The following is a 12534-nucleotide window of genomic DNA, read 5'->3' as shown; positions in this document are numbered from 1 at the left end:
CTGGCTTGCCGCGAGAACCGGGGCGCCGAGGCTGTTCAGGCTGCTGGCGTTCTGGTCGAGCCGGGCATGTGATGGCGGGCGAAGAGGTCGTTCAGTTCCCTCCGCCCCCGTAGCAGGGTCCGCAGGAGGGCGGATGTGTCTGTCTGCGGGGGGAGGGGAACGTCTGTCGTCACTTCGCGGATGCCGAAACCCCGTCCCAGCCATGCGTGCAGGGCGTCGCGATGGCCGACGTCGTTCCTGCCGGCTGCCGGGGCCCAGACATCCCTTTCGTACGGCGTGTCGTCCCGTCCCGAGGCCGCGAGCAAGCCGGACTGTCGTACCAGGCAGGGGTAGCAGTGCCCGCAGTGGTCGAAGCGGCTGGCGCTGTAGTTCCGGGGCGGGTGGCCGCAGCTCACCGTCGCCATCAGTGTGGCGGGTGGCAGTCCCGCGTCGAGGGCTCGGCGGCACACCTCACCCTTGGTGTCGAACAACAGAGGGTTCACCACCTCGACCCTCCCGCCGACCGTTTCGATGAGCTGATTGACCAGGTGCAGGGTCCGAGGGTGCACGGAGCGGGTGGAGCAGGCGGCAATGCGCGCCGGTGTCAACGGCGGGTTCACCGCCAACTGCCCGTTCTCGGGGACCGTGACCCGGGAGGCGAGATGCGCGGCAGCCGCGTAGACGGCGGTGGACAGGAACAGGAGCCCCCGGGAGCGGGAACTCGGCTCGAGGCGTACGCCGTTGGCCCTGGACTGCAGGAGCACGGCCCGGTGTATAAGCGGGCGGGAGCCGAGACGCCGGACGGCGTCGAGGAGTTCCTCCTGTCGGTGCTTGAGCGCGGGGTCGTAGTAGGACACCAGCAACAGCGGGCCGCCGGCCGTCCCAACCCGTTCTGCCGCGTAGGCGGTGGAGTCGAGTCCGCCGGAGAAGAGCGCCACCTCCTCCGCCGGTGCGTCGTCGAACAGCCAGCCGGGTACGCCCCGGTGGCCGACCGCGCCGGGACGGAACCGAATTTCCCAGCGGTCCGCCGTCAGGGTCTCCAGCAACGCGGCCAGCAGCGGCTCGGCGCGATTGCTCCACCTGTCCGGCTCGACGAGTTGGATGGACAGGTCGATGTCCCGAGTCCAGCGGTCCGGTGTGCGGTCCCGCCGGGAGAGCTTGTCGGCGAGGTAGGTGGCCTTGGCGATGCGGAGGAGATCCTGCGCCCAGACGGGCGGCGGTGGCGCCGGGGACAGGTTTCGCTCGATGGCGCTGCCTCGGGCCCGGAACAGCCGGTCGTTCACGAGATGGCCGGCGTGGGAAGTCCTCGCCGCCCCGTCAGTGACGTAGTGGTAGGCGTACCGGTGCGTGGTCATGGGCTCGTCTCCCGTAACCCGAATGCGTGCTCGACCATGTCGGTCACCAGTTCGTCAGCCGTCTCGGCCAGCAGACTCTGCCGAGGCTCACGGCCGCCGGCCTCGGCGCAGGGGTCGGGGAGCACCTGGATGACCTGTCTCGTGACGGCGCTGGCGATGAGGCCCGTGGGATCGAACGGAAGTGCCAGCGGCATCACCATGGGCAGGCCCTCGGCAATCACCGTGCTGACGAATTGGCCCACGAACTCGCCGAAGAAGAACCGGTAGAGGGCGCAGAAGGCCTCGCCGTCGATGCGCGCGGGTTCTCGCCCGGAGCGAAGGGCGGAGGCCGCCGCTGGGCAGCCGTCCAGTAGCTTCTCGGCTGTCCGGCGGGCCGCGCGACGCGCGACGGAGTCGCCCACCAGGCCGCCCTCGCCACCGACGACGGCGACGAACCGCGCCACGAACTCGTCCTCTCGCGTCTGGCTCGTGGCACCAGGCACCTCGGTCCACAGGGTTGATTCGCGGTCGAGAAAGGCCGCGAGGACGCTGACGAGTTCGTGGCCGGCACGAAGAGCGGCCTGGTGGAGACCGGACATCTCCGGGTCGCTGCGGAGGGTGTCCGTCAATGCGCGCCGGCACCGCCTGGCGAGGTGTTCCGCCGATTCCCGGGTGTCAGGGCAGGGGCGGCCCGCCGGGGACGAATGATCCGTTGAGGGCGCGGGCCGGCCAGCCGCGCCGCCCCATCGGCTCAACTGGCCGCGAGTCGGTGTCCAGGGCCCGCCGCGCGGTCCCGGCAATTTCGTCGATGTGCCCATCTGCTCATCCCCACCGGGTAGGCAGCCGCCGAGCGGAGTGTATGAGAACTAAAAGTAGTCGTCTATATCCCGACGGTTGCGATCTCGATCCCCGGGCCGGTTGGCCAGCCAGTTCTCATCGAGCGTGCGCATCTGTCGGGAAGTTGACCTATGCGGGCTGCCGATCAGTGTCCTTTGCTGAGAGGTTGCCGGCTGAGCTGCGCCTTCTCCGACGAACGGCGCAACTGTCCGCCAACGGTCCACCATGGACCCGTCGCCCGGCCCGCAAAATGGCCATCCGGTGCGGTACCCGAGCATTCGGGTCGATGGGTAGCGTGTCGGGCACCCTGGGGAGGCTGGAGGAACACCGGTGACGCTGCTGCGCGACCTGATCGACATCCCGACGTCCGTCGGTGAGGGCGACTTCGTGGTGAAGGCCGCCGAGGGCGCGGATCTGAGCCGGTACGTGGTCACCGACCAGCTTCGGGACAACTTCGCCGACGCGCTGCGCCGGATCGGGCACGCGGTCACCACCGGCCGTTCCCAGGCGGCGTTCCTGCACGGCTCGTTCGGCTCCGGCAAGTCGCACTTCATGGCCGTGCTGCGGGAGGTCCTCGCGCACAACCCCGAGGCCCGGAAGGTGCGGAACTTGACGGGCCCGGTCGTCGCCGCCGACCCCTGGCTGCCCGGCCGGAAGTTCCTCACGCTGACCCTGCACATGCTCGACGCGCGTTCGGTGGAGCAGGCGATCCTTGAGGGCTACCTGCGCCACGTCGCCGTCGCCCACCCGGACGCGCCCGTTCCCGCCGTACACCGGTCGGACGCGCTGCTGGAGAACGCCGCCGGCCTGCGCCGGACGCTCGGTGACGACAAGTTCTTCGCGGCCCTGGGCGGCGGCGCGACCGCGCCCGGCGCGGCCGTCGGCCTGGCCGCGATGCGCGCCCAGGCCGAGGGCTGGAACCCGCAGCGGTACGCCGAGGCCGCCGCGCAGCCGCCCGGCACCAAGGAGCGCGACGCCCTGGTCAGCGCGCTCACCCAGGCGTTCTTCAGCGGTGCGGTGCACAGCGCCGAATACCTTGACCTCGACACCGGCCTCGCGGTGATCACCCGGCACGCGAAGGCCCTCGGGTACGACGCGATCGTGCTCTTCCTCGACGAGCTGATCCTCTGGCTCTCCGGCCGGATCGCCGACTACACCTTCGTCAACACCGAGGGCGCGAAGCTCAACAAGCTGGTCGAGTCCGCCGACGCCGCCCGGCCGCTGCCGCTGGTCTCCTTCGTGGCCCGCCAGCGCAACCTGGAGGACTTCCTCGGCCCGCAGGTCGGCGGCACCGAGCGGGAGGCGCTGGCGCACGTGATGCGCAGCCTCCAGGGGCGGTTCGGGGAGATCGTCCTGGCCGACACGAACCTGCCCGAGATCACCGAGAAGCGGCTGCTCAAGCCGAACGACGACACGGCCCGCGCGGTGATCGACAACGCCTTCGCCGCCGTGCGGCACCACCGCGAGGTGTGGGACACCCTGCTGCTCGGCGCGCAGTACGGCGACGCGGGCATCGGCTCCGACGCCACCGCCTTCCGCCAGCTCTATCCGTTCTCGCCGGCCCTGGTGGCGACCCTCGTCGCGCTCTCCCAGGCGCTGCAGCGCGAGCGGACGGCGCTGAAGGTGATGACGGAGCTGCTGGTCGAGCGGCGGGACAGCCTGCGGGTCAACGACCTCATCGGCGTCGCCGCCCTGTTCGACCCGCTGGTGCTGCACGGCGAGCTGCCCGACCGGCCCAAGCTGCGCCAGCAGTTCGAGGCCGCCCGCACCCTCTACCTGCGCAAGCTGCGCCCCATCCTGCTCACCCTCAACGGCATCGACGAGGAGAAGGCCGCCTCGCACACCCAGTTCCAGCTCGACGACAGGCTCGTCAAGACGATCCTGCTGGGCGCGCTGGTGCCCGACGTGCCGGCCCTGCACAGCCTCACCGCCGCGAAGCTGCACGCGCTGAACTTCGGCTCCATCTCCTCGCCGATCCCCGGCTACGAGAACACGATGGTGCTCAACCGGCTGCGCAAGATCGAACAGGATGCCGGCGAGCTGCACCTGACCGACGACCACGACCCGGTCGTGTCGCTCAAGCTGCATACCGTCGACTTCGACAAACTGCTCGACCTGGTCCCGCACAACGAGACCTCGGCCGGCGTCCGGCAGCAACTGCTGCGCGAGCTGATCAGCGCCGAGATGGGGCTGGCCGGCAGCGAGGGCAGCCACGGCGAGCTGCAGCAGCCGCGCGAGTGGCGGGGGCGGCGGCACATCGTCCAGGTGAAGTTCGGCAACGTCCGGGACACCGACGCGATGCCGATCGCCGCGCTGCTCGCCCCGGGCGAGTCGTGGCGGATCGTCATCGACTACCCGTTCGACCCGCAGGACTACCCGCGCAGCGCCGACCGGGCCCGCATCGAGGAACTGCCTCGGGGCTCCAACACCGTGTTCTGGCTGCCCCTGTATCTCACCGACGACATGATGAGCCGGGTCGCCCAGCTCGCAAAGATCAACTACTTGCTCGGCGTCGGCGGCGCGGGGGAGCGGCTCAACACCCTCGCCGCCGACTGGCCCAAGGCCGACCGGCAGCAGGGCCGGGTCTACCTGCTGCAGCGGCAGAGCCAGCTCCGCGACGGCCTGGTCACCGCCCTCAAGCAGGCGTACGGGGCGGCCAGCCCGCAGCCCTCCGACGTGCACGACGACACCGTCGGGGTGCTGCACACCCTGGCCGAGGGGCTGCGCATCGGCGACCCCCGGGGCGGCACGCTCACCGACGCGTTCCGCAACCTCACCGCCGAGCTGCTGGATTGGTCGTACCCGGGCACCCCGGCCCTGCCAGTGGACGAGAAGCCGCTCACCCGCGGCGACCTCGCCAAGGTCCTGGAGTACGCCAGGCGGGCCGCCGCCGACCCCACCCGCGGCGTCTCCATCGACTCACCGGCCGACCAGCGGGTGCTCCGCCGCATCTGCAACCCCCTGCAGCTCGGCGAGGTGGTCGACCACCGGTACGTGCTGGCGATCACCACCTGCCACTGGAGCCGGCACCTGCTGCAGGAGGCGGCCAAGGAGGACTACCGCGACCACTTCCCCGTGCACCGGCTGCGGGCGTGGCTGGACGTGCCGAAGCGGCGCGGATTCGACCGGGACCTGCAGAACCTCATCATCGCCGTCTTCGCGCTCGAACAGCAGTTGAGCTGGTACGACAACGGCGTCAAGACGACCGTCGGCGCGGTCAACGGCGTGGAGGACCGCTTCGAGCTGCGTCACCCGCCGATGCCGGGCGAGAAGGCGTGGAAGGCGGCCCTGGAGTTCGGGCAGCCCTTCTTCGGTGTCGTCCTGCCCCGCTTCCGCACCCCCGCCAACCTCACCGACATGGCCAAGGACATGCGCGAGGTCGCCACCACGTACGCCGAATCCGCCCGGAGCCTCGTGACCAGCCTGGAGACGCACGCGGTGCCCCTCGGCCTGGACCTGGGCGCGCCCACCGGCCGGCTCGCCACCGCCCGGCGGGTCGCCGAGCTGCTCACCCAGGTCGCCGGCGAGCGGGACGACGTGGTGCTCGTCGGGGTGGCCGCCGAGGGGGAGGAGCGCCTCGGCGGCCTGGACGGCCAGGCGGCGAGCGGCGTCTTCAAGCAGGCCCAGCGGCTCACCTCGGCGCTGGCCGGCGCGCAGTGGCCGCTGATCAACGCGGTGGAGCAGCGGGCCGGCAGTGACCCCCGCGCCCGCGCGCTGCTCGACCGGCTCCGAGCCGCCGCCCGGGACGAGCAGCACGGCTCCGACCTGGTCAAGGCGCTGCAGGAGGCCGTCGCCGCCGCAGCCGCCCTGCTGGCCGAGCACACCCCGCCGGTCCCCCCGAACCCGCCCGTCCCGGACCCGCCCGTCCCGCCGAACCCGGCCGTCGTCCCGAACCCACCGGTCGTCGACCGCGATCCGGTCATCGTCACGCCGCCGGACAACTCGAACCCGCGAGTCGTCATCCCGGGGAAGCGCGAGCCGGCGGACCCCGTCCTCCCGCCGCCCGCTGCCCGCCGCGTCACCGTCGCCGACGTGCGGGAACTGGATCGGCTCGTCGGCGAGCTGCGCGCCGAGGTCACCGCCGGACGGCGGATCACCGTTGCCTGGCAGGCCGAGGAGTCGGAGCAGCCGTCGTGAGCGTCACCCGGGCCGCCGTCCGCCCCGCCGCAGTGCGGCGCAAGGTCGAGTCGTGGCTCGCCGAGCGCGACGGCAGCGACGCGATCGTGCTGCACGCCCGCCCCGAGTGGACCGACGAGCCGGTGCTCACCGTGGGGGACACGCCCGTGCGGGTCGTACCCTGCCGGACGCCGCTCGCCGCGCGGGCCGCGCTCGCCGACCGGGCCGGACACGAGAAGCTGGTCCTGCTGACCGACCTCACCGACATGGAGCTGGGCGACGGCCTGCTGACCCACGTCAGCATGCAGAAGGGCCGCAGCGTCGACCCGTGGGACCTGGTCACCCAGGTGTTCGGCGGCCAGGTGCGGCTCGACTCCACCCTCGTGCGCACCGGCCGATGGGTCGCCGACGCTCTTACCGACCTCGCCCCGACCCAGGGCTGGCCGCCGCCCGCCGGCCTCATCCTCACCCGGGACCACGCGCTGCGGCACCTCGCCGGTGCGGTGCTCGGCCTCGACCCCGACGCACTGGACGGCGCCGGCCTCCTCCAGTGGAGCACCGACGCACCCAACCAGCTCCGCTTCGGCGACCTGCCCACCGAATGGTCCGACGGGATCGCCACGTTCCTCCGCGAGGTCGCCGGCCCGGTCGCCGTGCCGGTCCTCGCCGCTGTCGGAGCCGGGCACGGCGTCGACGCCATACCACTCGGCCTGCTCGCCGGGGTGCTCTGGCCCCGGGCCGCCGAGTCGCGGCCCGACCTGGACCTGGTGGTCGCCCGCACCCGGCTCGAGCCGCGCTTCGGCGGTGCCCGCCTCACGGAGTCGCAGGCCATCGCCTTCGGTGAGGCGACCGAGGCGTGGATCTACCGGGCCCTCGACGGCGACCACGCGGTACGCCACGACGCGCGCCGGATGCTGCGCCGGGCGGAGGACATCGCGGCCGAGATCGACGTCGCCGGGCGGCTCGCCGCGTCCGACCTGCTGCCGGCCGGCTTCACACAGCGGATGCGTGCCTTCGGGGAGTCCGTGCGACTCGCCGTGCCGGCGGCCGGGGCTCCCGTCTCGCCCGCCGGTGAGCTGATCGAGCGGGCGCAGGACCGGCTCGCCGAGGTGGAGACCCACCGGTCGGCCGAGCGCTCCCGGGTGGAGACCGCCCGGATGGCCGTCCGCCTGCTGCGCTGGCTGGCCACGCCCGAAGGGCCCGCCCCCGCCACGATGCTCGACGCCGTGCAGCGGCAGGTCCGCGACGACGGCTGGGTCGACCGGGCCCGCCTCGACATCTTCGTCGGGGACGTCGACCCGCAGGTCGCGCAGGCCTACCGGCTGCTGCACGCGGCCGTGGAAGCTCGTCGTGCCCGCCACGACCACCAGTTCGCCGAGCTGCTGCAGGACACCACCACCGCCGAGCGGGACCCGGGCACGCTGCTGCGCGTGGAGGACGTGCTCGACCGCGTCGTCCGTCCCATCGTGGACAACGGACGACGGGTCCTGATGCTCGTCCTCGACGGCATGGGAACCGCGGCGGCCATCGAGATCGCCGAGTCCCTCGGCCGTGGCGGCGCCTGGGAGGAGCTGACGCCCGGCGGCGGCCCCCGCGTCGGCGTCCTCGCCGCGCTGCCGACGGTCACGCAGGTCAACCGGTGCAGCCTGTTCAGCGGGCGGATCGCCGTGGGCGACCGTGGCGCCGAACTGCGGGCCTTCCGCGAGCAGTTCCCGGGCGGCGTGCTGTTGCACAAGTCCGACCTGCGCACCCCGGCCGGGCTGGCCGTCGACCCCGAGGTGGCCGCCGCCCTCGGTGACCCGGCCGTCCCGCTGGTCGCCGCCGTCATCAACACCATCGACGACGCCCTCGACCGCAGCGACCCCGGCATCACCGAGTGGAGCACCGACACCGTCAACGGGCTGCGGAACCTGCTCGTGGTCGCCCAGGACCGGGTCGTGGTGCTGGTCTCGGACCACGGCCACGTCGTCGACCGGGGCACCGAGGCGGTCCTGCGGCCCGCCGACACCAGCGAGAACCGGTGGCGGCCGGCGACGGGCGAGCCCGGTGACGGCGAGCTGCTCTTCAAGGGCAGCCGGGTGGCGCTCGGCGGCGGCGAGGTGATCCTGCCCTGGCGGGAGGAGCTGCGGTACGGCCCGCGCAAGGCCGGATACCACGGTGGGGCAGCCCCTGCCGAGGCGGCGATCCCGCTGCTGCTCTTCGCCGCCCACGACGAGAACGCCGTGCCGGGGTGGGCGGGCGCGCCGGTGTCCAGCCCGGAGTGGTGGCGGGAGCCGCTGCGCCAGGCGGCGGGGGAGACGACCTCCCCCGAGCCTGCGCCGACGGAGAACCGCCGCCCCGCCCGCCGCCCCGCCCGGCCGCCGGTGCAGGACGAGGGCCTGTTCGACCTGCCAGCCCCGGTCGCCGCGACCGCGCCGCCCCCGTCCGCTCCGACCTCCCCACAGGTCCCGTCGTCCCCGGCCCCGGCCGATTCGGCGGCGGCCCTCGTGGCGGCGCTGCTGGCCAGCCCCGTCTACGCCGACCGTCGGGGCACCCGCGCGCCCCTGCCCGACGAGCGGGTGGCCGCCATGGTCGCCACCCTCGTCGCCGGCAACGGGCGGGCGACCCTGGAGACCCTGGCGACCAGGGCCGGGATACCCGTGCACCGGGTCACCGGCACGTTCACCGTCCTGCGCCGCCTGCTGCAGGTCGAGGGGTACCCCGTGCTCAGCCTCGACCCAGACGGGCGGACGGCCAAGCTCGACATCGCCCTCATGGTCGAGCAGTTCGGGCTGGCGGTCCCGTGACGGTCGAGGTGAGCGCCCGGCGGCGCAAGGACATCGTCGACGCGCTCCGCCGGGGAGCGGTGCCCGCCAACGGCCTGGACGCCCTCGCCGTCGGGCTCGACCGCTTCGCCACCGCCCTCGACGAGGACCTGGCCCGGGTGGCCGGCGGCGGCAGCGTGTTCAAGGCCGTCCGGGGTGAGTACGGGGCCGGCAAGACCTTCTTCACCCGCTGGCTCGGAGAGCGGGCGAAGCGCCGGGGCTTCGCGGTGGCGGAGGTGCAGGTCTCCGAGCTGGAGACGCCGCTGCACCGGATGGAGACGGTCTACCGCCGGCTCGTCGAGCAACTGACCACCGAGCAGTTCGCGCCGAGCGCGCTGCGACCCGTACTCGACGGTTGGATCTTCGCCCTGGAGGAGGACGTGCTGGCCGCAGGCACGGTCGCCGAGGCCGACGCGGACGGCCTCGACCGGGCGGTCGGTGAGCTGCTCGAACGCCGGCTCGCGGACATCTCCCGCAGCACCCCAGGGTTCGCGGCGGCGCTGCGGGGCTACCGCGCCGCGATCGCCACCGGCGACCAGGTGACCGCCGGCGGGCTGGCCGCCTGGCTAGGCGGCCAGCCCCACGTCGCGGCCTCGGCGAGGCGGGCCGCCGGGGTCAAGGGCGACCTCGACCACTTCGGGGCGCTCAGCTTCCTGCAGGGCCTGCTGACGGTGCTGCGGGACAGCGGCCACCCCGGCCTGCTCCTGGTCCTCGACGAGGTCGAGACCCTGCAGCGGGTCCGGTCGGACGCCCGCGACAAGGCCCTCAACGCGCTGCGGCAACTCGTGGACGACATCTACGCCGGCCGGTTCCCCGGCCTCTTCCTGCTGATCACCGGCACCCCGGCGTTCTTCGACGGCCAGCAGGGCGTGCAGCGGCTCGCGCCGCTGGCACAGCGCCTCGCCACCGACTTCGGGCCGGAGCCGCGCTGGGACAACCCACGTGCCACCCAGCTCCGCCTGCCCGGCTTCACCGAGGCCGCCCTGGTCCAGCTCGGGGTGCGGGTGCGCGACATCTACGGCAGCGCCCGGGTGAGCGAGGTCGCCGACGACGCCTATCTCGGGGAACTCGCCCGCGCCGTCGCCGGCCGGCTGGGCGGCCAGGTCGGGGTCGCCCCCCGCATCTACCTCAAGAAGCTCGTCGCCGACGTCTTCGACCGGGTGGACCAGTTCGCCGACTGGAACCCCCGGGAGCACTACGCGCTGACGCTCCGGTCGGACGAGCTGACGGCGGTCGAGCGCAACGCCGCGTCGGCCGACGACGTCGACCTGACCCTGTGAACGACGAGGCGCTGCTGCACCCCGTGCTGCTGCACCACGTCGTCAACAGCCTCGGCTGGCCCGAGCTGCGGCCGTTGCAGCGGGCCGCGATCGGGCCGCTGCTCGACGGCGACGACGCGCTGCTGCTCGCCCCGACGGCGGGCGGGAAGACCGAGGCGGTCACGTTCCCTCTGCTGTCCCGAATGGCGCGGGACGGCTGGACCGGCACCTCGGTGCTCTACCTGTGCCCGCTGCGGGCCCTGCTCAACAACCTGCACCCCCGCATCGAGCGGTACGCCGGCTGGTTGGGCCGCACGGCGGCCCTGTGGCACGGCGACGTGCACACCGCCGCCCGCCGGGCGGTGCTGTGGCAACGCCCCGACATCCTGCTGACCACGCCCGAGTCCCTCGAGGCGATGCTGGTGAGCGTCAACGTCGACCACCGGGGCTTCTTCGCCGGGCTGCGGGCGGTGGTGGTCGACGAGGTGCACGCCTTCGCCGGGGACGACCGTGGCTGGCACCTGCTCGCGGTGCTGGAGAGGCTGACCCGGGTGGCCGGGCGGCCACTGCAGCGGGTGGGGCTCTCCGCGACCGTCGGCAACCCGGCGGACCTGCTGACCTGGCTGCAGGGATCGGCGACGGGCAGCCGCCCCGGGCGGGTCGTCGCCCCCGGTGTGCCCGCCGCTGCCGGCCTTTCCGCTGCTGCCGCGCCTTCCACCGCCACGGGCTCTTCCGCCGCTGCCGGCCCGCCGCCCGGTGACGTGGAACTCGACTACGTCGGGTCGCTGTTCAACGCCGCGAAGGTGATCGCCGCCCTGCACGCGGGGGAGAAGCGGCTGGTCTTCTGCGAATCCCGGCAAACCGTCGAGGAACTCGGCCAACTGCTGCGGGAACGGGGGGTGACCACGTTCCTGTCGCACGCCTCACTCTCCGCCGACGAGCGACGCCGCTCCGAGCAGGCGTTCGCCGAGGCCAGGGACTGCGTCATCGTCTCCACCAGCACCCTGGAGCTGGGCATCGACGTGGGCGACCTGGACCGGGTCGTGCAGATCGACGCGCCTGCCACGGTGGCGTCGTTCCTGCAGCGGCTCGGCCGCACCGGCCGCCGTCCGGGCAGCACCCGAAACTGCCTCTTCCTGTGTCGTACGGGGCAGGATCTGGTCCGGGCGGCGGCGCTGCTGTCGCTCTGGGGGCGAGGATGGGTGGAGCCGGTCGTCCCGCCGCCAGACCCCCGGCACATCGTCGCCCAACAGGTGCTCGCGCTCTGCCTGCAGGAACACCGGGTCGGTGACCGCCTCTGGACGCAGGCGTGGAACGGCCTGCCGCCCTTCGGGCCGGGTGCCGAGCCGATCGTCCGGCACCTTGTCGACCACGGCTACCTCGACAGCGACGGTGGACTGCTGTTCATCGGGCCGGAGGCGGAGCGACGGTTCGGCCGGCGGCACTTCATGGACATGACCGCCGTCTTCACCGGCCCGCCGGAGTTCACCGTGCTGCACGGTCGCCAGGAACTCGGCCGGGTCGACCCGAGCCTGCTCACCGAGGAGGTACGAGGCGATCGGCGGCTGCTGCTCGGTGGGCGGAGCTGGCGGGTCACGTACGTCGACTGGCGTCGGCGGCGCTGCTTCGTCGAACCGGTCGACGACGGCGGCCGGGCGCGGTGGACGTCCCCGGGCTGGGTGGGCTGGAGCCACCCGCTGACCCGGACGATGCGGGACGTCCTGCTGGGCGACGATCCGTCCGTACGGCTGACCGGGAGGGCAACGGACCGGCTGGCGGCCGAACGGGCCGACCGCTCGGCCGTGGTGCACCCGGGCGGCAGCCTTGTAGTCCGGGCCGAAGGCGGCGACCTGACCTGGTGGACGTGGGCCGGGCTGCGGGCGAACGCGACCTTGGCCGCGACGCTCAGTGAGGTCGTCGACCCGATGCAGCGGTACGACGACTACATGATCCGGCTGCGCGCGGACCTGGACCGGTCGCAGTGGCGCTCACTGGTGGCCGACGCGGGACAGCGGATCTGCCTGCCCGAGGTCAACGCACGGGCTCTCGCCGGGCTGAAGTTCGGCGTCGCGCTGCCGGAACGCCTGGCCCGCGCGACCCTCGCCGCGCGCCTCGCCGACCTACCCGGGGCGGCGGCGGTCCTGGCGGAACCGGTCCGCTTCGCTGCCTTGTAGTGCTTTGACCACGAACGGTCTGGAGAGGCGA

At 73.1% G+C, this 12534-nt stretch carries 6 protein-coding genes; 4 read left to right on the top strand and 2 right to left on the bottom strand.

What is annotated here, in order from left to right; genetic code table 11:
- Positions 1-35: 35 nt before the first annotated feature.
- Together HDA31_RS22165 and HDA31_RS22160 are read right to left on the bottom strand one after the other, a co-directional pair.
- Positions 36-1334, bottom strand: coding sequence for a 7-cyano-7-deazaguanine synthase (locus tag HDA31_RS22165; RefSeq protein ID WP_178063744.1), 1299 nt, complete (start codon positions 1332-1334; stop codon positions 36-38).
- Positions 1331-1942 carry a hypothetical protein gene (locus HDA31_RS22160; protein WP_178063745.1) on the bottom strand — a complete coding sequence of 204 codons (612 nt, stop codon included), beginning with the start codon at positions 1940-1942 and terminating at the stop codon, positions 1331-1333. Before HDA31_RS22160 ends, HDA31_RS22165 begins: the two co-directional genes overlap by 4 nt.
- Positions 1943-2480: 538 nt before the next feature.
- Between HDA31_RS22160 and HDA31_RS22155 the strand changes: the two genes are divergently transcribed.
- The 4 genes from HDA31_RS22155 to HDA31_RS22140 are packed head-to-tail and all read left to right on the top strand — an operon-like array spanning position 2481 to position 12503.
- Entirely contained in the window at positions 2481-6287 is a 3807-nt protein-coding gene (locus HDA31_RS22155) for a DUF6079 family protein (protein ID WP_178063746.1), read from the top strand.
- The gene (pglZ, locus tag HDA31_RS22150) at positions 6284-9052 is read left to right on the top strand and encodes a BREX-2 system phosphatase PglZ (RefSeq protein WP_178063747.1); all 2769 of its coding nucleotides are present in this window, start codon (positions 6284-6286) and stop codon (positions 9050-9052) included. The genes HDA31_RS22155 and pglZ overlap by 4 nt, the downstream gene beginning before the upstream one ends.
- Positions 9049-10350 carry a BREX system ATP-binding protein BrxD gene (gene brxD, locus HDA31_RS22145; protein WP_178063748.1) on the top strand — a complete coding sequence of 434 codons (1302 nt, stop codon included), beginning with the start codon at positions 9049-9051 and terminating at the stop codon, positions 10348-10350. Before pglZ ends, brxD begins: the two co-directional genes overlap by 4 nt.
- Positions 10347-12503 carry a DEAD/DEAH box helicase gene (locus tag HDA31_RS22140; protein ID WP_178063749.1) on the top strand — a complete coding sequence of 719 codons (2157 nt, stop codon included), beginning with the start codon at positions 10347-10349 and terminating at the stop codon, positions 12501-12503. Before brxD ends, HDA31_RS22140 begins: the two co-directional genes overlap by 4 nt.
- The last annotated feature ends 31 nt before the right edge of the window (positions 12504-12534 follow it).

It is taken from the genome of Micromonospora carbonacea, from assembly GCF_014205165.1.
GTDB lineage: Bacteria > Actinomycetota > Actinomycetes > Mycobacteriales > Micromonosporaceae > Micromonospora > Micromonospora carbonacea.
Note: the sequence above shows the minus strand (reverse complement) of the source record. Positions and strands in the feature narration are given on the sequence as shown.